14 protein-coding genes and 2 tRNA genes are annotated in these 21,496 nt (G+C 35.0%); 6 read left to right on the top strand and 10 right to left on the bottom strand.

Annotated elements, in window-relative coordinates; all coding sequences use genetic code 11:
- Positions 1-270 precede the first annotated feature (270 nt).
- Positions 271-1,272 carry a recombinase RecA gene (recA, locus tag C1631_RS08925; RefSeq protein ID WP_027373769.1) on the top strand — a complete coding sequence of 334 codons (1,002 nt, stop codon included), beginning with the start codon at positions 271-273 and terminating at the stop codon, positions 1,270-1,272.
- A gap of 162 nt (positions 1,273-1,434) precedes the next feature.
- Here the strand turns inward: recA and C1631_RS08920 are convergent, their stop codons facing one another.
- Positions 1,435-2,874 carry a hypothetical protein gene (locus tag C1631_RS08920; RefSeq protein ID WP_109711742.1) on the bottom strand — a complete coding sequence of 480 codons (1,440 nt, stop codon included), beginning with the start codon at positions 2,872-2,874 and terminating at the stop codon, positions 1,435-1,437.
- Between the two features lie 167 nt (positions 2,875-3,041).
- Positions 3,042-5,930: an alpha/beta hydrolase family protein gene (locus C1631_RS08915; RefSeq protein WP_103249002.1), complete on the bottom strand. Its 2,889-nt coding sequence runs from the start codon at positions 5,928-5,930 to the stop codon at positions 3,042-3,044.
- Positions 5,931-6,084: 154 nt separating this feature from the next.
- Between C1631_RS08915 and htpG the strand changes: the two genes are divergently transcribed.
- Together htpG and C1631_RS08905 are read left to right on the top strand one after the other, a co-directional pair.
- Positions 6,085-7,977, top strand: coding sequence for a molecular chaperone HtpG (gene htpG / locus C1631_RS08910; protein WP_109711740.1), 1,893 nt, complete (start codon positions 6,085-6,087; stop codon positions 7,975-7,977).
- 409 nt (positions 7,978-8,386) lie between these two features.
- Complete coding sequence (locus C1631_RS08905) at positions 8,387-8,779, top strand: helix-turn-helix domain-containing protein (RefSeq protein ID WP_109711738.1); 393 nt, start codon at positions 8,387-8,389, stop codon at positions 8,777-8,779.
- 74 nt (positions 8,780-8,853) lie between these two features.
- On the opposite strand, the gene C1631_RS08900 is transcribed toward C1631_RS08905, so the two are convergent.
- The gene (locus C1631_RS08900) at positions 8,854-9,651 is read right to left on the bottom strand and encodes an alpha/beta hydrolase (protein ID WP_103248787.1); all 798 of its coding nucleotides are present in this window, start codon (positions 9,649-9,651) and stop codon (positions 8,854-8,856) included.
- A 107-nt stretch (positions 9,652-9,758) separates the two neighbouring features.
- A complete protein-coding gene (locus C1631_RS08895) occupies positions 9,759-10,055 on the bottom strand; it encodes an MGMT family protein (protein ID WP_103248786.1) in 297 nt (98 codons plus the stop codon).
- Positions 10,056-10,157: 102 nt separating this feature from the next.
- On the opposite strand from C1631_RS08895, the gene C1631_RS23995 reads away from it, so the two are divergent.
- Positions 10,158-10,304, top strand: a complete 147-nt coding sequence (locus C1631_RS23995) for a hypothetical protein (RefSeq protein WP_165828263.1) — start codon at positions 10,158-10,160, stop codon at positions 10,302-10,304.
- A 225-nt stretch (positions 10,305-10,529) separates the two neighbouring features.
- On the opposite strand, the gene C1631_RS08885 is transcribed toward C1631_RS23995, so the two are convergent.
- From C1631_RS08885 to C1631_RS08870, 4 genes are all read right to left on the bottom strand, one after another.
- Entirely contained in the window at positions 10,530-11,501 is a 972-nt protein-coding gene (locus C1631_RS08885; RefSeq protein WP_103248784.1) for a deoxyhypusine synthase family protein, read from the bottom strand.
- 275 nt (positions 11,502-11,776) lie between these two features.
- Positions 11,777-12,157, bottom strand: coding sequence for a GreA/GreB family elongation factor (locus tag C1631_RS08880; RefSeq protein ID WP_109711736.1), 381 nt, complete (start codon positions 12,155-12,157; stop codon positions 11,777-11,779).
- Between the two features lie 398 nt (positions 12,158-12,555).
- On the bottom strand, positions 12,556-12,948 hold the full coding sequence (gene arfB, locus C1631_RS08875) for an alternative ribosome rescue aminoacyl-tRNA hydrolase ArfB (protein ID WP_109711734.1): 393 nt from the start codon (positions 12,946-12,948) through the stop codon (positions 12,556-12,558).
- Positions 12,949-12,996: 48 nt separating this feature from the next.
- Positions 12,997-14,022, bottom strand: a complete 1,026-nt coding sequence (locus C1631_RS08870; RefSeq protein WP_109711732.1) for an AMP-binding protein — start codon at positions 14,020-14,022, stop codon at positions 12,997-12,999.
- 99 nt (positions 14,023-14,121) lie between these two features.
- On the opposite strand from C1631_RS08870, the gene C1631_RS08865 reads away from it, so the two are divergent.
- Positions 14,122-14,192: transfer RNA gene (locus tag C1631_RS08865), tRNA-Gln, on the top strand.
- Between the two features lie 203 nt (positions 14,193-14,395).
- Positions 14,396-14,466, top strand: a tRNA-Gln gene (locus C1631_RS08860).
- Between the two features lie 113 nt (positions 14,467-14,579).
- Here the strand turns inward: C1631_RS08860 and C1631_RS08855 are convergent.
- Together C1631_RS08855 and C1631_RS08850 are read right to left on the bottom strand one after the other, a co-directional pair.
- Positions 14,580-14,780, bottom strand: coding sequence for a hypothetical protein (locus tag C1631_RS08855; RefSeq protein WP_109711730.1), 201 nt, complete (start codon positions 14,778-14,780; stop codon positions 14,580-14,582).
- 6 nt (positions 14,781-14,786) lie between these two features.
- Complete coding sequence (locus tag C1631_RS08850) at positions 14,787-21,461, bottom strand: RHS repeat-associated core domain-containing protein (protein WP_109711728.1); 6,675 nt, start codon at positions 21,459-21,461, stop codon at positions 14,787-14,789.
- Positions 21,462-21,496 lie beyond the last annotated feature (35 nt).

The raw sequence follows: 21,496 nt of genomic DNA, 5'->3' as shown, positions 1-21,496 counted from the left end.
AGCATTTTTTATATTGGGTGGGGATAAAACTCTTATAAAAACCACAACAACCAAAAATCATTCGTTCAATAACACCTTTCAATGGTAACTTCCTGCCTTAAATTTATTTTTTCATTATTCCTTACCTGTACATTCTACATCTATCTCGTTATGAATAACATCAACCCTGAAAATTTATCATTTTTTAACTCTAAAAACCAATTTCAGGGATAAATAATATTAGTTTTTGATTTTTAAATTATGTATTTTTGAGAAATTATTTTAATAGAGATGAGTAACATTGATGATAAGAAAAAAGCACTCGCATTAGTGCTTGATAAGTTAGATAAAACATACGGAAAAGGAACAGTAATGACTTTAGGTGATGAATCTATTGACAATACAGTAGAAGTAATCCCTTCCGGTTCTTTAGGATTAGATATCGCATTAGGTATCGGAGGATATCCAAAAGGAAGAATCATTGAAATATATGGTCCTGAATCTTCAGGTAAAACCACATTAACACTTCACGCTATTGCTGAGGCTCAAAAAGCTGGTGGTATTGCAGCATTCATTGATGCAGAGCACGCTTTCGACAGAACATACGCCGCAAAGTTAGGAATCGATTTGGAAAACCTTATTATATCTCAGCCGGATAATGGGGAACAAGCATTAGAGATTGCCGATAATCTGATTCGTTCAGGAGCAATTGATATCGTAGTTATTGACTCTGTAGCAGCTCTTACACCTAAAGCAGAGATTGAAGGGGAAATGGGAGATTCTAAAATGGGTCTTCATGCAAGATTAATGTCTCAGGCATTAAGAAAGCTTACGGCTACTATTTCAAGAACGAAATGTACAGTAATCTTCATCAACCAGTTAAGAGAAAAAATCGGGGTGATGTTTGGTAACCCGGAAACTACTACCGGAGGTAACGCTCTAAAATTCTATGCTTCTGTAAGAATTGATATCAGAAAGGCAAGCGCGCCAATCAAAAATGGAGATGAAGCAATAGGAAGTCGCGTAAAAGTGAAAATTGTGAAAAATAAAGTAGCTCCACCATTCAAGATGGCTGAATTTGACATTATGTATGGGGAAGGAGTTTCTAAGGTAGGAGAAATTCTTGATACGGCAGTAGATATGGGAATTGTGAAGAAAAGCGGCTCCTGGTTCAGTTATGAAGAGTCTAAATTAGGTCAGGGACGTGATGCAGTAAAAGATGTTTTAAAAGACAATCCTGAACTTTCCGAAGAATTGGAAAACAAAATCAAGGAAGAATTGAAAAACAAATAAGTTTTTAAAGAATAATAAAAAAGGCAGTCTTAGGATTGCCTTTTTTGTTTTTATCATAGATCAGGTGCATTTTTTTTCTTTTATTTATTCTTATTTATAGTCAGAAAATAAAAAAGAGGATATTCCGTGGAACAACCTCTCTTATTTTTATATTTTGCTAAACTATTCAGCAATTTTACCTTGTAACTGTAATGCTCCGATGAGCTTCATTCCTTTTGTCAGGGTCTCAAATCTCATGTTTTCCTTATTCACAAAAGCATCAATTGTGAAGAAGTCTTCATTTTCTTCGTTTGTAATTAATTTCAGTTTCAGAATATATCCTTTAATACTTCCGTCTTCAAGCAATTCAGTCTCTCTAAAGTCTACCAATTGAGCAATAAAATCAAAACATGCGTAATTAGGCAAATCCTGACTTGGAGCATAGGTTGTAAAGTCCTCGCTCATTTTGGTACCATCAGGTAATTCAGTATTTTGATTAATTTCAAGAACAAAAACAATTCCGCTGACATTCACTTTCAAATGAGGCTGTGTCAGATATCTATTTTTATTTTCCGCATAATCTGTTGCAAAAAACCAAAGTCCAAAAGTATCTCTGGCAGGACCTGCTACAATAGCATGTAAATCCTGTGCATTCTCCCACTCTCTGATAGATCTTGTTTCAAAATCCAACGTATAGTCAGTTTTCACTTCAGGGATAATGGTACTCACTTCTTCAGCAAAAATAGTTTTAAACCTTACATCCCTAAATTCTGCCTTGTTTTTGTGTTCTCCCGACGGATCAGGAACTGTAAGAGGATCCATATAACCGGAATAATCTTTAGTCTGGAAATTTTCATGCCCAAAAACACCTCCCCAAATGTTGGAAAGATTGTGTACATTAGATTTTCTGATGATAATCCCTGCTTCGTTAGTTGTTTCAGGAGCCTGAACCCCTTCTGTATTGGAAAAATAATTTTTACCTTCTATTAGCTGCGTGTTCATAATCTCATTATTTTCTTCATGAGAAAACTCTGCAAAACCCTTATAGGTAATATTTTCGTTTTCAAAAATGTAAGGTAAGCCTGTTTGTTTCTTATCTTCATCCTTAAAATGATATGAAAGTGAAATTGCTTTAAACTCTCCCGGTTTTGTTGCCGGATTATGATGTCCATTTCCTTCAAACTGAGAATGATATAAAATCACATAAGATCTTATTTTCCCTTCATTAAGTTCGTTTTCAAACTTTTCTTCCATTTTTGCAATCGCCTGCTCCGGGGAAAATGCATATGCATCCTCTGTTACTGCATACACAAAACCTTCGATCTCTCCATTCTCTTTCTCAAAAGCAGAAATCGGAGTATATTCACCTCTAAGCTGAAGTGCAATAGAGTGTACAATGTAATCATTATAAATTTTGATTTTTTCAAACTCCTCATTTACTTTTTTCTCCTGTACAGGTTCTAAAGAAATTGCAGGTATTGTTTCTACCACTTCTACCGTCTCTTCTATCTCTGGTTCTGGTTCTGCTACCTCTACTACACTTGGCGCTTCATATTGCTGAACCGGGATACTGCTATTCTCCTGTCCGCTATTCTTTTTCTTAAAAAAATCAAAGATTCCCATATTGTTATTATAATTGGAGGTAAATATAATAAAAGCGACCAATTACTCCATCATTTGCAAAATGTCATTGTGTCACTTTCTTATTTGTTTTATTCTTTGAACAGAATTTATCTGAGTCTTAAAGTCATAAAATAATCGGCAGAGCCTTTGGCTCTGCCGATTATTTATTAATCAGGTTTATCATCTGTAAGTTCAAATCCCCAATTTTTTCCTTTTTGAGTTGCCGGAATGCCTTTTGTCATCCATACCGGAGCTTTAGCATCTTTGAGATAATAATCAAAGAACTGCTGTTCACGGATTTGGATATCCTTTCTATTCTGGCGCTTTATAAGATTGTGATCATCACCATTGTAATTCAACAACCAGGAAGGTTTTCCGAGACGACGTAATGCAGTAAACATTTCAATTCCCTGATACCAAGGCACTGCTCCATCCTGGTCATTACTCATAATCACTACGGGTGTTCTTACTTTATCAATCATGAAAAGCGGTGAATTTTTAATATAAAGTTCCGGAGCTTCCCATAAATTTTTCCCTAATCTGCTTTGTGATTTTTCATACTGAAATTGTCTGTTCATCCCCGAAGTCCATCGGATCCCTCCATATGCAGAAGTCATATTGACAACAGGTGCTCCACTCCATGCAGCTGCATACATATTGGTATGCGTAATAAGATAGGCTACCTGATAACCACCCCAGCTTTGTCCCTGGATTCCTATTTTAGAACCATCAACCCATGCGTTTTGCTTTAGTTTTTCAACTCCGGAATTAATGTATTCCATTGCTGATTCTCCGGGAAAACCATCGGTATAAGAAATATCAGGAGTAAAAACCAAATATCCGTTGCTCACAAAATAAGAAATATTTAATCTTGAGGGGGTTGGAGTCGGTGCTACATAACGATTCAGATTATCTGAAAGCTTTTCATAGAAATAGACAATCATAGGATACTTTTTATTCGGATTGAAATCTTCCGGTCTGTATAAAACTCCGGTAGATGTATTTCCTTTTGGAGTTGTCCAATGTACCAGCTCATTCGTTCCCCAATTATAAAGCGTTTGCTGTTGATTTGTATTGCTAAGCTTCTGTTGTTCTGAGAAGTCAGATGTCACAAAAATATTTGGAGAATCAGTGTATGATTCTTTTACCAGAATATAACGATCTGTATCTTTCGCTTTTTGAAGACTTCTATATCCCCATCTATTTTCCATCTGAAGTTTTACAGGATCAGAATTTGATTGAATTGTTGTTTTAAAAATTCCGCTCGCCTTGGAAGTATTATCAAATGCAGACAAATAAATAGAGGACTTTCGGTTTAAACTTTTAATATCTTCATTTAAATCATAAGTATCAAACGTTATTTTATTTTTACGCCCGAATCCTTTGGTAATATTTCTTGGTTTTTTCGAACCTTTCAGGAAAAACTCCCAAAGGTCAAAACGGTCTCTGATAATCACAGATTCATCATTTTCCGTCCACGACGCAATGCCATAAGAGTTGGGAAAATCCGGCATATCAAACTCTTCATCAACGAAGGAAACCGGCAAGTCATCATTGAGTGTAAGTGTTTGTTTTGTTTTAATATTATAGCTCAACCACTTCCCCTTTTCTCTATCAAAAATCACGACAAAATTTCCCAATGGAGATACAGCCACTGCTCCATTCAGATTCTGAATAATTTCTGTTCTTTTCTCTGTCTTATGATCAATAAGGAAATACGTTTTCTTTGTTGAACCTTCCCATTGTGAAGAAATACGTTTATTTAAACTCGTAATCCCAATTGCAAATTCTGCATTTCCTTCGTTCACCAATCGTAAAGTATCCAGATCCTCTCCCTCAATATTTCTAAAAGAATCAGGTTTCTCGGTTTGCATTACGGCAGCATAAGATTTTTTCAAATCATTCTTTAATTCCTTTAGCTGCATGGTTTGCAGATAATCATCTTTATAATTCCAGATATCCACAACAGCATGATCATTTGCAATCATCGCCGTATCCTTTGCTACAGGTTTGGGAGCTACCCCAAAATACAACTGTTTTCCGTTTTTACTGAATAGAGGTAAACGATTTTCAGAGATCACCCAATTCTTTTTCATGTGTGAATTTTCATTGGTTACCATCTCTTTTTTATTTCCTTTAAAATTAAAGTAATACAACTGGTACAATTTTACTAAATCATTCTGAGCAGAAGAAGTTCCTACAAATGCCAGTTGATTTCCTTCTTCATCAAAAGACAGTTGTGAAAAATCACCTTCCATTTCCGAAATTTTAGTGACAACTCCTTTTTGGAGATCTACCACCTGTACGGTTTGAAGGGTATACTTCTTTGGCTTTGATTTATCAATATTTTTTTTATCAACTGAGTTCCCATCTGTGGAATCTTTTTTATCCTTGCTGATTTTCTCTTCAGGCTTTTTTGTCACAAAAGCAATTTGCTTTCCATTTTTACTAAACTCATAGCGTATCACATTATCATAGGTTGTACTTTTCCCATTCAAAAGATTTCTTACTATCAACTGTAACGGCTTCACATTTTTGTCGTCATCTTTGTCATCCCCATCATCTTTATCCGAAGTATCATCGGATGATTTATCTTTTGTATTTTCCAGAAGATAAGCAACATAGGAACCTGCTTTTTCAGGAGTTTTAAATGTTTTTACATTAGGAATTTTCTCCGTTTGCCCACTCAAAAAATCAACTATTGCAAGACTGTCTTTTGTTAATTTATTTTTTTTAAGCTTTTTATCTTTTACCGCTTTTATATCTTTATACATGGGACGGATTTGAAAAACAGCAAACCTCGAATCATTCGTTAAATTTACTTTTGTTGCTCTTTCAAATTTCTTTGATGTTTTATTTTTAACTGAATATAAAAACAGGTTAGAATTTCCTTCCTGAACATCTACTGAATAGGCAATCCATTTTCCATCATTCGAGATTTTTCTAGAACCAATATTCTCCCAGTTATCGTAGACGGAGTGGTCTAAAGGTTTTTTCTGCGCATACATAAAACAGGTCATGATGAACAGAATGAAAACAGTACATTTCAACTTCATTTTTAAAAATTTTTAAGGATTAAAAATATGATATTTCTTTGACAAATTCACAAGACACCCTTGTTTCTCTGCATCGAAACAATGCCATTCTGTCAGTTTCTGCTTCGTGGTATTTTTTTTGAGAAAGATTTGAAAATTAAAAATCTAAAATATTATGACTAAAGGAAATATTAATGTATCTGTGGAAAACATTTTCCCTCTTATTAAAAAATTTCTTTACAGTGACCACGAAATATTCTTAAGAGAACTGATTTCTAATGCTACTGATGCTACTTTAAAATTAAAACATTTAACAAGTATTGGTGAAGCAAAGGTTGAATATGGAAATCCGAAACTTGAGGTTAAAATTGATAAAGAACAGAAAACTCTACGCATCATCGATCAGGGTATCGGGATGACAGGTGAAGAAGTTGAAAAATATATCAACCAGGTGGCATTTTCAGGAGCTGAAGAATTTTTGGAAAAATATAAAGATTCTGCAAAAGATTCGGGAATTATCGGACACTTTGGATTAGGATTTTATTCTGCTTTTATGGTAGCAGAAAAAGTGGAAATCCTTACCAAGTCTTACAAAGACGAGCCGGCTGTTCGTTGGATCTGTGATGGAAGCCCTGAATTCACCCTTGAAGAGACAACAGATAAGACAGACAGAGGTACAGAAATTATTCTTCACATTGCAGAAGATTCTGTAGAATTTCTGGAGGAAGGAAAAATCCGTGAGTTGTTATTAAAATATAACAAGTTTATGCCCGTTCCTATTAAATTTGGAACTAAAACACATACTCTTCCACTACCGGAAGATGCTCCGGAAGATGCTGTAGCTGAAACTGAAGAAATAGATAATATCATCAACAATCCTGCACCGGCATGGACAATCGCGCCCAATGAACTGAATAATGAAGATTATATGAAGTTTTACCACGAGCTGTATCCAATGCAGTTTGAGGAGCCTTTATTCCATATTCATCTGAATGTTGATTATCCTTTCAACCTTACCGGAGTATTATTCTTTCCTAAATTGAGCAACAATTTAAATATTGAGAAAGATAAAATCCAATTGTATCAAAATCAGGTATTTGTAACAGATGAAGTAAAAGGTATTGTTCCTGATTTCCTTATGCTTCTGAGAGGAGTTATTGATTCTCCGGACATTCCTTTGAACGTATCCCGTTCTTATCTTCAGGCAGATGGTGCTGTAAAGAAAATATCTTCTTACATCACGAAAAAAGTAGCCGATAAAATGGCTTCTTTAATCAACGAAAACCGTGAAGACTATGAGCAAAAATGGAACGATATTAAAGTAGTGATCGAATACGGGATTGTTACCGAAGACAAATTTGCAGAAAAAGCGGATAAGTTTACATTATATCCTACAACAGACGGGAAATATTTCCTTTGGGATGAACTGACTGAAAAGATCAAACCTTTCCAAACTGATAAGGATAACAAATTAGTAATTCTTTATGCAACCAATGCTGATGAACAGCACAGCTACATTCAGTCTGCCAAAGACAAAGGTTATGAAGTACTTTTATTAGATACTCCTATTACGCCACACGTTATTCAAAAACTGGAAACTTCAAAAGAGAATGTTTCATTTGTAAGAGTAGATGCTGATCATATCAATAATCTGATCAAAAAAGACGAGCCCGTTATTGCTAAATTAAATGAAACGGAGAAGGAATCTTTAAAGAAAAATGTAGAAGAAGCAATTCAGGATGCTAAATTCACAGTACAACTTGAAGATCTTGACAGCAACGATGCGCCATTCACGATTACTCAGCCAGAGTTTATGAGAAGAATGAAAGATATGCAGGCAACCGGCGGAGGCGGTATGTTTGGAATGGGAGGCTTCCCGGAAATGTATAATCTTGTGGTTAACTCAAACAGTGAGCTTTCTGGCCAGATTTTAAAAACTGAAAATGCTGAAGAGAAAGAAAACCTGATCAAATATGCGTTGGATCTTGCCAAGCTTTCACAAAACTTACTGAAAGGAAAAGACCTGACAGATTTTATTCAGAGAAGCTATAAGCAACTTGAAAAATAATATACCGAAGACTGTTTCATTTTGAAACAGTCTTTTTTTTTGTCAAAAGGTTAGAGAATGTTTAGGAGACCAAGATGTGATCTCCGGCCAAATAATTGTATACTGCTCAATAATCGCCACGAATACACGAATAAGGGTATTAGTGGCAAACCAATGTAGGTGTAACTCTTGCTGAAGATCTGAAATTTTCTTGTGGCTTACAATTTTTATAGTGTATACAAACTTCTGGTGTTTTCGCGTTTCCAACCTATAAAATTATATTTAAATCATTAATAAATAACTTGAATACCCTTCATATTATACAGCTATTTTGCATTTCCTGTTCGCCTTTATTGTTTTACTCTATATTTTTTCTGTTTTCTATTGTATAGATTCGGCTTTTTTGCCATTTTTGTATAAAATGTCGAACATGCAAAAAGAAAAATTACGCGTCATAAGAAAGCAAAAAGGTTATACTCAACAACAAATCGCTGACTTTATCGCAACGGATGTATCGAACTATAGCAGAAAGGAAAGTGGTGAAGTAAAAATTATAAGAGACGAGTGGGATAAAATTGCCCGTTTCTTAGAGGTTCCGGTAGAGGATATTTATGAAGAAGAAGAGGCTACAGTAGTTATTAATAATGATCATCCCGTATTTAATGACAGGTCGTCTTCTGCAGGAGTAATTACTACACAGAATCACTATGATAATATTCCAGGAACTGTGATTGAGAATCTTCAAGGATATATTGCTTTATTAAAAGAAGAAATCGAAAGACTTAAAGAGGAATTAAAAAGTTCCCCAAGAATAAAAAAATAAATTCCTATTTCAGGATGCTAAAGAAAATAATACTCCAGCGGCAAAGCCGCTGGAGTATTATTTTTAGTGTATGTTTACAACTGATCAATGGCCTTTAAAATTTCTTCTTTATTATTAATAAGCCCTTCCAAATGGTCTCCTTTGGATTCAATAAAAATTTTAGTTCTAGAAGTTGTATTATCAAAAACTAATTTTCCTTGTTCATAAGGAATGGTTCTATCATCCTTTGCATGAATTACAAGTACCGGTAGCTGATCTAAGCCTTTAACATCATTTTTGGCAGCGTAAGGTGAGATCATAGTCTGTACAATGAAATCTTTATACTGCGGAGCGAAGTGAGCAGCAATATCCGTAAAAGAAGCCATTGGGCAATCCAGAATAAGACCAGATATTTTAGAAGTGTTATCTTTAGCCAGATGAGCGGCGATCTGAGTTCCTAAAGAAGCTCCATAAAGATAAACCCTGGTGTTTTTAATATCTTCTCTTTTCATCAATTCATCAAAAAACTTTTGTCCGTCTTCCGCTACATTTTTATGGGTGGGTTTTCCTGTAGACAATCCATACCCTCTCAGGTCAACCATTACTACCTGATAGCCTGCATCTACTAAAGGCTTTGTCATAAACTGATACGTGGTAACATTACCTGCTGCCCCATGAAAATAAAAAATGGTTTTCTTAATCTTTTTTTGTTCAGGCTTTGCAATAAATGCCGTAATTATATTATCCTCCACCGGAAACTTGATAGAATCTGAGATTTTCATTTCAAAAGGTTTCATCGTTTTGCCAGGCTGATAGAATTTATCATCCGACTGAGCTTTTGAAAATACAGCAATAAAAAGGAGTACTACAGTAAAGATTGAGCTTGGTTTCATATGATTAGTTTTTTATGATGAACCAAAGATATTGTGACATACTATTACTAGAAAAAATATATGACCGGACAGTAGTTTTTATATTCTGAATGGTAAAACCTACCATACTAAATCTCTTCTATCGGATCCCAAAACAGTTTTTTGAAATTCTTTATCCTAAGATTTTCTACAATAATTCCCTCGGCCTCAAGCCTTGGTTGAAATTCCGGAACAGATAATACTCCCGAACTGGAAATAACACGATGAGCCGGAACATCCTCAGGACAACCTCCCATCGCTTTTCCAACATGACGCGAATGGTTCGGATATCCTACGGCCTTAGCTATTGCTCCATAAGAAGAAACTCTACCCTTTGGGATAAGCCTTGCCACTTCGTATACCTGTTGTTTGAAAATTTCATCCATAATTACTGTTTTATATTCTAATGCTTTAGGAAATAGCTCTTAAGTTTTGCATCATTTTTGAACTCTCATTCACTCAATGATGTTTCATTAAAAGATAAAGATATGAAAAAATCATTTTTCCGATTGCTGAATGTAATCAATAAAAAGGTTCTTCCGAAGTTGAGTGATAAAGATCCTAATCAATTGACAAAGATTGAAAAAGGTATTCTGGCATACAGATATTTTGTATTGGTTAATTCGCTGGATTGATTTTTTTCCCAGAGATTTCATAGATCAAAATCAGGTCAAAATTTATTCGCTCACAGGCTTATTGGATAATGCATGCTTTAAGGTGCTACGATTGTATCTGCAATAGTATACCATATGATTTTTATATCACCCGGATTTTATAGATTACACAGAAGAGTAAAAAAAGAAAAGCGCCCCAAAATAAATTGAAGCGCTACTATTTTAATCTCTGACGAGAATTGATTCTTAATTTTCTAAGATATACGAGAACATCAATGGTGCACAGATGGTAGCATCACTTTCAACGATAAACTTCGGTGTGGTGATATCTAATTTACCCCATGTAATTTTCTCATTTGGAACAGCTCCTGAATATGAACCGTAAGATGTTGTAGAGTCAGAAATCTGGCAGAAATAAGACCAGAAAGGAATATCATGCATTTCCATATCCTGATATAACATCGGTACTACACAGATTGGGAAATCTCCTGCGATACCTCCACCAATCTGGAAGAAACCTACTCCTTTTCCTGCTGAATTTTTAGTATACCAGTCAGCAAGGTAAGTCATATATTCAATTCCCGATTTCATGGTAGTCGCTTTAAGCTCTCCTTTAATACAATAAGAAGCGAAAATGTTACCCATTGTAGAATCTTCCCATCCCGGAACTACGATGGGCAAGTTTGCTTCTGCAGCAGCGATCATCCATGAGTTTTCTCTTGGAATTTCATAATATTGCTCCAACACTCCTGAAAGAATCATTTTGTACATAAATTCGTGTGGGAAGTATCTTTCTCCTTTAGCTTCTGCATCTTTCCAGATTTCTACAATGTGCTTCTGTAGTCTTCTGAATGCCTCTTCTTCCGGAATACAAGTATCAGTAACTCTGTTTAGTCCTCTTTCTAAAAGATCCCATTCATCCTGAGCAGTCAAATCTCTGTAATGAGGAACTCTTTCGTAGTGTGAGTGCGCCACAAGATTCATTAAGTCTTCTTCAAGATTGGCACCTGTACAAGAGATAAAATCTACTTTACCCTGACGGATCATTTCTGCAAGAATTTTACCTAATTCAGCAGTAGACATTGCTCCTGCCAAAGTGATCATCATCTTTCCACCATCTTTAAGGTGTGCTACATATCCTTTAGATGCATCTACCAACGCTGCAGCATTGAAATGCAGGTAATATTTTTCTATAAACTCAGAAATCGGTCTGCTCATTTTTTTAATTTTTGCAAAGATAAAACTTAAAAATGGAATCGGGTCAACCCATATCAAGAAAGTATAACAGAGGCGTTATTTTTTATCATTTGTTAAATGGGTTGAGAAATTCACCTTAGATGGAAAGGTTCTAAAAATATTTGTATTACTCAGCTATCACAGATTTTTTATGATGAACATTTTTTAATAATAAATCCAGGAAATCTTAGGGATATAAAAGCATAGCCCATTGTAGGACTATGCTTAGTTTATGATTCAATAAGAGTTTACAAACATTATTCTTCCCAGGCTTCTACTTTTAGTATTTCGATTTTTCTGTTTCCCCCTTTAAAAGGCCAGTCGATGATATCCCCTACTTTGTATCCTACTACAGCCAATGCAATGTCAGAAAGTATAGAGTATTTATTTTTTTTGAGTTTTTCTCTTGTCGAGGATACAAAAATATACTCATGTTCAAAATCTAAAGTATGATCCTTTAGAGTTACTTTTCTCTCCACTGTCACAATGTCAGCAGGTAAGTCTCTTCTTAAAACCTGTCTGGCATTTCTAAGTTCTGTTGCTAATCTTTTCTCTTCATGAATACTTACTTTTTTTCTTCTGAGCGTTTCTTTTATAGCATCATAAATTCCTGTAGTTACAATAATCTGATTGGACATTTTTCAATTTTTTAGGATTACAATGCGGTTATTCATCGATGATCCAATGTAGAAAACAGATACAACTGTATCTTATCCTATAGAAAAACCGCAAAAAACAATAAATAAAAATCCGGAATATTCCCCTGCCTTGGATCCTGACAGGGCCTAATTGATAAAGTCCTTAGAACTTTTTAGAAAAGAATCTGTGTGTAAATACAATAATGACAGCAATAATCCCATTCCTCTGTGCTCTGCCGATAAAAAGATTACTGCTGTCATTATTTTGGTATTTTAATTCTAACAAATATAAGACTTAAAAACGGAATGTGGCTACCCCATTCAATGAAACTCTGGTTAAACTTTCTTTTTGATTGTCTCCCAGCTGTACGGTTTAGGATTTTCCTCGAGAAAGGTAATTACAATTTAAATCTCCTGTTTTCCTTTTTATCGGAAAGTTTCTTCTTGCTGTCTAACCTTTTTTGTTTTTGGGCTTTGGATGGCTTTGTAGCAGTCCTTTTTTTGGGAACAATCAAAGCTTTATTCACGATCTCTGTTATTTTTTCAATGGCTTTGTTTTTATTCATCAACTGGGTTCTGCTTTCAGAAACCGTCAGAAACAGAAATCCTTCCGCATTAATTCTGTTTTTTAATTTATTATGAATCAATACTTTTTCATCCTCATTGAAAAATCCTGATGCTTCAACATTCCAAAGTACAGTAACAGCAGTTTCTACTTTATTCACATTTTGTCCTCCTGCCCCACTGCTTCGGGAAGTTTTAAAATTGAGTTCTCTTGAAAAGTCTTTCATGGCATGTGATTTTTACATTCAGTAATCAATTGTCGTGTAACAATAAATTTATTTTTCGCTAATCATTTTATGAATTTCCATTCTGTTTACCTTTCCGTTGGCTGTCCTTGGAATTTCATTGATAAATATAATTTCTTTTGGCTTATGAAAACTTTTTTCAAATGGGAGCTGTGCAATAGTTTCTATCACAGACTTTGATTCTTTTCCTTCGATGATCAATAGTAATTTCTGTCCCAACCTTTCGTCTTGTATTCCTACAAATACAGCTTCATTCGGAATTTCTTTTTTAACCAAAGCTTCGAGGGTTTCGGGGAAAATTTTTGCTCCTCCAGAGTTGATTACGTTATCTATTCTTCCTAAAAATCTAAACTGATTCCCATTTTTAATTTCAACTAAATCATTAGTTTGTAAAATATCAGTATTGACAGCGGGAGCAAATAGAGTCAGACAACCTCTGTTATCTAAAGAAACAGATACATTTTCAAAGGCTGTGAAATACTCTTCCGGCTGTGGTAACACTTGTCTTAAAGCGATATGAGAAAGCGTCTCGGACATTCCATAGGTTTCAAAAATACGGTTTGAAGGACTCAGATTAATTTGAAGTATCTTATTTTTCAGGCTTTCAGAAACAGCAGCTCCTCCGATGATCAGGTTTTTAATCAGATAAAGTTTATCCAATGAGTTTTCAACCTGAGGGGGGGTCATAGCACAAAAATCTACTTCCTGATCAATATCTTTGAGAGGATATAGTGAAGGGTCTGTGATGATCAGTCTTAATTTTCTCTCTATGGAACGTACTACCATCATTTTTCCTGAAATATATTCTACCGGAAGGCACAGCAATGCCGTGTTCCCTTCTTTTAAGCCTAAAAAATTGCAGGTCATAACTGCAGAATTGATCATTTTCTTTTTTTCAATATCAAAGATTTTAGGGATACCCGTAGATCCGGAAGTCTGAACTTTAACCGTTGTAGTGTCAGTAAACCATTCTTTTAAAAAAGATTCCACTTTTTTTTCAAATTCAGTATTGAAAGATAATTGATTAATATTGAGATTATTGAAGTCTGCCAGCATATTTTCCGTAAATAAATTCTACAGTAAATTTAAAAAAAAAATTAAAAAGTTCTTGTATATAAAGAAAAAAGCTATAAATTTGCACCACCAAAATAAAACAGACCTATAGTGTAACGGTAGCACTCCGGTTTTTGGTACCGTCAGTCGGGGTTCGAATCCCTGTGGGTCTACAAACCATCCTTTTAAGGGTGGTTTTTGTTTTTTCTGATAAAAGCATATTAATCAATTACAATATGTACCTATTTCCAGAGACTCAGGATATGATCTTCCATAGGGATAAACACCTTTTTATTTTTAATTAAAAAAACAGTTTTTTCAGAAAGGTATTGATATATTTAAAAAAAAGCTATAAATTTGCATCACCAAAATAAACAGACCTATAGTGTAACGGTAGCACTCCGGTTTTTGGTACCGTCAGTCGGGGTTCGAATCCCTGTGGGTCTACAAACCATCCTTTTTAAGGGTGGTTTTTGTTTTTTATACGTTTATTTAGATATAAATAAAATAGCCATTGCAACAATTTGCAATGGCTATTGAGTCAATAATTATAATTACTGTTATTTAAAAAAATCTGCAGCATCGTTAAAAAGGGCAACCAAAGAAATCACAATTAACAAAACAGCAACAACCCATCCTCTATAATAAAGCATTTTATCATACATAGAATCATCATTTCTTTTCACATTAAAGACATTTTCTTTAGGGCTTAATTTAAAATAGATAATAACTAACCCAATCAATAATGGTATAAATGCCATTTTATTTTAATTAACTGTTTTTACTTTTTGTTTACTTTGTGCCTTTATTTCTGCTTTAATAACCGGAGCAGCACCATCTGTTACTAACCTTCCGTTAAGCTCACCTGCAAAAGCTCTGCTAGCTGCTGAAGCAAGCTCATTTTGTCCCGGACTTTTCATTTTCAATACACCGCCTGTAGCTTCTGCGACGATAAAAGAAGCAGCGACTTCAGTACCTTGTGCAACAGCTTTAGCATATCTTCCCTCCATTGCATATGTTGCAGTATATCCAATATCTCCTGCCAGTCTTATATAATTTCCAATTGCCAGCAAAGGAACTCCAATTTCTGCTCCAATGACAGAAGCGGTAAGTCCAAGTCCTATCGTTGTAATCATGTTTCCAGTTTTACTAATTGCCGAGAACCATTCTCTTGCTACCATAAACTTCGTTTTCAGGATAATTCCGGAGATATATTTGGTATCTACAATTTTGCCGTCAACTCTATGCTGGTAAAGGTACTCACCAATTTTGAAATATTCCCCTGATTCATCAGCAAAATAATTTTCATTAAATCCAGCAGGTGGTTCATGCATGGCAAGGTGATTAAATACGGTCACCACTAAGCCTTGTGCTGCACCTGCCCAAAAGTTACCACCGGTAAGTGCAGAACCTATACCTCCTGAAACAGCCCCTGTTAACATAGCAAAGCCATCACTTCTAATAACACTAAACTCGCCTGCTCCATTTTTTGCCCATCCTAAAAGATCTAAACTTAAACTTGCAAATGCACCGCTTAGCATACCACTTAAGAACTTTCCTCCCTGCACATATGAAAGTGCACCCTGTGTCAAGGCATGCGCTCCAGCTCTTGCTATCATTGTTCCTCCTTTTCCCAGTGCTTTTGCTATTTCACCTCCCACTTTAAAAACATCTCCAATACCATTACTGATCCCCATAGACATTAGGGACATCGCAACAGACTGTACCAAACTTCCGATATTAACCGGTCTATTTAAATAATAATCGGTAGCAAAAGATGTAAAGATAGCTACACCTATGGCAATAAGGACATCATCCCATCCCATAATTTCACCTGTAGGATCGTTGAACATCAAAGGGTTATTCAATACATATCCATACTTATTATAATTCTGTGTATTATATGGATCCTGAATATAATCGTCAGCATTTAAGAATCTTCTTAATAACGGATCATATAATCTTCCATTCATGTGAATGATTCCCACTTCTGCAAAATGTTCATGGCTTGTATATCCTCTGTCTATTAATAACGAAGTATTATCAATAGCATTTTTATCTGTGATAACAGGGCCATTTCCAATTTGAAGGTGAGTCAAATTACCCCAAGCATCATAGTGTCTCTGTTCTAATTTATTTCCTGCTTCATCACTGATTGCCAAGATACTTCCGAGATAATCTTTATGTAAGAATTTATAAGAACCTGAGGTTTCTTCATAATTCTTCAGATAAATAATACTGCTTTCATAAGGTGATCCACCAATATAAAGAACATGCTTTTCTTTACCAGTAGTATTATCTTTTACCACTTCAAAACTTGCGTCTTCACTATAGAATTTAGTGAATTTACCTTCTCTATCAGCAGTAAAGTTACCTCCATACGTGACTCTCTGTCTCATACTTGTCAATCCATACTGGAAGCCTACATCACCTTTCACTCCATCAATGAACACAGGATCATTGTTTTCATTATAAACAATACTTTGAATTAAATCATTGTTATAATTTTGAGTTCCTGCAGCATTGAGGGTCATTCCCGTTGGTTGATAAATCTTAGCAGCGTTATCAAATTTAATCTTTCCTACCTGATCATTTTCTAAGATTCTTCCTTTAACGTCGTAAACATTTCGATTGGTTTGAGGTTTTATATTGGTTACAGGATTTGTCCAGTTGATTAATCGATTATTATCATCATAATCAAATGATTCTGTAATATTAAAATCTCCTGCTGTTGTTCTTGCTTCTAATTCATTTTTAATCGCATTGAAATTATAGGCAAGCTGTAAGATTCCCGGCTTAACAGCAGAGTAATGTGCTACCTGACTTAAAGTTCCGTCATTTTCATAGGTATTTCTAATCTCGGCGGCTCCTAATTGGGCTTTAAGCACTTGTCCTCTTCCATTGGTTTCTTTAAGCTCCCAAAGAACTTTACCCGATTTTTTATCTTTAATTTGATACAATTCTCCATTCCAGGCACTGTATACATTTTCTACTTGTACTTTAGTAAGAGTACCGGAAGAATACAACTGTTTTTCGTAAGAAATTACTTTTCCTTTATCATCATATGTTATCCCTTTCTGGATAAAGTATCTTTCATTACTGCTTTCGGATGCGGAAATAAGTCTTCCCTGAGGGTCATAAGCAGCATTTGAACTGTAAGCCTTTCCGTTTGATGTTCCGGATTTTGAAATAACTCTACCTTTATCATCATAAGTGAAAGAAATCAACTTATTGGTTGCTTTGCCTCCATCTGTTGTAGAAACTTCTTTTTGAGAAATAAGCTGTCCAATATTGTTATAGGTGTATTCTTTCGTTCCTTTAGGGCTAACAATCTTCGTAGGCTGTCCAAATCCATCATATTCATATTTATAGATTCCGTTTGAAGGATCATTGAATTCTGATTTTCTTCCCCAAGCATCATACTTGATGGTTACTATGTTTTCAGCATATTTAGCCTGAGTCTGTTCTCCTGCTGCATTATAAGAAAATTGAACCGTTCCTCCCTTATCAGTAGAAGCTACTATATTTCCTAGAGCATCACTAGTTTTTGAGGTTACTCTTTGATATCCCGTAAGCTCTCTTTCTGTAGTAGTAGTCCCTGTAATAGAAGTTTCTTGTTTTTTTCCTGTAAATGCCGTAATGGTAACTTTCGCTGGAAATACTGAATCATCATAAGCTATAGTATTTAATTGCCATGCACTTCCTCCCTCATTATAAGCTTCACTTTCACTAACCTTTCTTCCAAGAAGATCATATTTAATATCCTTGGAAACAAACTGCCCTTGCCCTAATGCTTTGGTAGATGTTTTATATACCTGACCTAAAAGATTGGTATACTTTTTAGAAACATTCCCGTCCGGATCGTATTGTGTTACGATAACATTAGATGCATTATCTTTTTCATATTGGTAGGTTGTAGTTCCTCCAAGATTGGTTTTAGACTTTAGCAATTTACCCCAGGCATCATACGTATTTACTGCTGTATTACCTAATGGATCTGTCTGAGATAAGATCTGTCCCCAATTATTATAGGCACTAGCATCACTTAATCCTAAATCATCTGTTTTTTTAACAACAAATCTTCCTTTATCATCATATGCTGTCAATGTTGTTTTTGTTTGGGCATCAACACTATTACTGATTGTTTTTTGGGTAATATTTCCAAAACCATCGTAGCTGTATACTTCCTGTAGATATCCTACATTATCTCTGTCCCATGTTTTTGTCGATTTCAGAAGGTTATTCTCATACGTATATTCTTCTTTTCCAACTTTAGTATCTCCATAAGCCTTGGTCGTTTCTGTCTTCATTTTTGGTTTCCCTATACCATATCCTGGTCCTGAAGTAAGGTTGGAAGGATAATATTCTAATTCTGATGTGGAAACCGCCAATCCATTATTAACGGTTGTTGTGGATTTTGTAGGTAAATAATCAGAATTATAATTTTCTACCTTATGAACTATTTTAATATCCTTTAAGAAATCTTTGGAAGTTGTAACAGATGGATTAATGGAGGTAACGATTTTAGGTTTGTCAGCATCTGCAACCGTGGTTACCACTGTTCCATTTAAAATTTTGGTTACGTTATATTCATACTGTTTAAAGGATAATAACTGAGTATTCGCTAATGAAATATCAGAAGGGAATACTTTTGATTCATCTGGTGTTCTTATTGACCAATCTTTATAGGGAGCTCCTTCATTGAGTAGATCAATTTCAGATCCATTCCAGATTTGGGTACTTTCAAACCCGGTAGCAAAGAATGTAGATCTTGCAGATTGCTTAAAACCTATCATTCCTTTACCATTCAAATGCCCTACTAAATCACGATATCTGAAATCTTGTTTTCTTTCTCCCTGAATAAGTCTTGAAACTACATTGTAATTTGTATTATCAGAAATATTTATAAAAGGGTAAGTAACCGGTGATACGGCATAAGAGGATTTATATACCGCAGGGTTTGATAGATTTGAATATTCAATATTTGTTTTTAAGCCACCTTGCGTAATGGAATTGATTCTGGAAATTTTATCAATTTTAGATCCAAGGTTCCATGTAATCAATTTTGTTTTGTGGATAATGGCGAATTCAGTGTTCAATTGTGCTATACGAGAAGATCCTACTATAGGAATATAATGCTCGCCATACATTGAATAATTAATATTTTCTCCATCCCAATCTAATTCAACAGGAGAAATATTGTAAGCATTGGTAAATATTGGCTTACCATCAGCATCTACTCCGTCATTTCTTAAATAATTGAAACCATAGCTTGAGTCCGGATTATTCCAATCAAAGACTCCATCTCTGAACCACACCTGAGATTCAAAAATCATGAAATCACTTTTTCCGTCTTTATTAATGTCAGATATAGAATAAGTTCTTACCGTACTTCTGTTTTTTCTTGGTGCACCTTGATGTCTAGGTTTATATAAGAATAGGTTAGAATAGTAATATTCTTTAAATCCTTTTCCCGTAGAAACATACATTCTCCAATCAGAAGAATCTACCCCAACTGGAACCAGGATATCTGTCTTACCATCTCCGTTAAAATCTCCAAATTTTCTTCCTTCATACGGAATCTGGCCAGCAAACTGAATCTTTAATTCAAAATCTTTTGTTGCTTCGTTAAAAGAATAAATACCTGTTGTACCTGCAAAATTGGCCAGATCAGATTTTCCGTCTCCATCAAAATCTCCTATCACATATTGAAAATGATCAGTAGTAATGGCTTTCGTAAAGTTATTTTTGGTATCCACATAAAAATAGGCTTCTCCTGTAGTTGTATTTTTACGTGTCTGATAACTTCCATAATAGTCCTCACAATTGCACCATGACACCCCTTCTACTCTAAGAAGTAATTCAGAAATTCCATCTCCGTTAAAATCACCTTCTTTTCCGGAAATACCTACAGTGTGCCCTGAATTACAAAAATTTTGATTATATTCAGGATAACAAGCTGCTTCTGCAAATACATTTGCTGGGATACCACTTAATTCGAAAGAGTTGTATTTCTCAAGAACATTATTGGCATTAAGTGCATAATAATTGATGGTAACTTTATTCGTTAAATAGTCCCATGCTGCGGTAGCAAATGACTGTCTATCTAAGAAGACATTATTTTTCGGTGTATTAACGATTGTCAAAAAATCGCCCTCGTAAGAAATATTAACAAAGTTGCTATTTCCATCAAGTCTTCCCAACATGATTGTATTTCCTTTTAAGAAATCTAATTTTCCATCACCATTAAAATCAGCTGTAACGATATTATCCCCATAAATATCATCATATCTGGAATTTTGGTTAAAGATATTCGTTGCTGACGGATCTGGTTCATTCGTAAAGGCAACCGGATTTGCGGCTTCATCCGCTGAATTATATTCTGTAATTTTATCAATGAATTGATAATTGGTTCCATTCTTTACATAATTAATAGCATATCTTTTAAACTGACTTCCATTGGAGCTAACTTTTATTTCTTTTAATAAGTTGCTTTGTGTAAATCCGATACCAGCTACGTAAGATTGCTCTGCGAGGTCTCTTGAAGCATAAGTAAACAGAATTTCGTTAAAGTCAGCTTTATTTAGTGTCTCGTTTCCACCCCATGTTATGGTTGTTAGTACAGCGACATTGTTTTGCTTTCTGTAATTATAATGAATAACATTTCCCTGTGCATCCTTCCATTTTACAATATTATATTCCAGAGGTGTTGTTACATCCGGATTATCTCTAAATCCCGCTTTATATGCTCCATACCAAGCTTGTGAGCCATCCTCAAACGTAACTTCAAAGTGAGCCGGGCCTATATCCTGAAAACTTCCTACTGATTTTATTTTTATGTTAGAATATTTCTCCGTAGCATATTCCGCTCCGTCTTTACCATATTCTCCGGATTTCAAAATTAATCGTTGTCCGTTAAAACTGTAGACATCTGAATAATCTAATTGAATTCCTTTGGTAACTCCATCTCTTTCAATGTTTTTGGACATTCTTGAAATAGCCGAAATCCCTGAAATATTCCAACCATACCCTGCAATTCCACTTCCAGAGTTACTAGTATAAACCAAATTAATCTGTGGCGCTACGCTTTTTACTCCAGGAGGAAGAGCTATTGGCAAGGTATATTGGAGTTGTCCTCCTGCACTTACCTCTATGTTTCCTTTTGTATCATGAAAACTTTGGCCTGAAGGTGACGATGTTCCTGTTGGACTATTAGACCCTGCATTCGAATTGGCAGGGCCTCCACCCGGATTCTCCGTAGCTGGACCAATTTTTGCGACAAATGGATTAGAAACATCTGCTGTAGCACGAAATCCCTGCGCCATCACCACGGTCTGTGGATCCTGCACCGTCCGGGACGCCGTTTCTGCCTGGTAAAGTATGGTCTGCGAAAAGCCCAATACTGAACACAATGACAGCATCAATGATGAAAAAAATTTCATTTTGTTATTAGTTTGTTGTATTAATAGTTTTTTTA

It is taken from the genome of Chryseobacterium phosphatilyticum, from assembly GCF_002899825.2.
Lineage (GTDB): Bacteria > Bacteroidota > Bacteroidia > Flavobacteriales > Weeksellaceae > Chryseobacterium > Chryseobacterium phosphatilyticum.
Note: the sequence above shows the minus strand (reverse complement) of the source record. Positions and strands in the feature narration are given on the sequence as shown.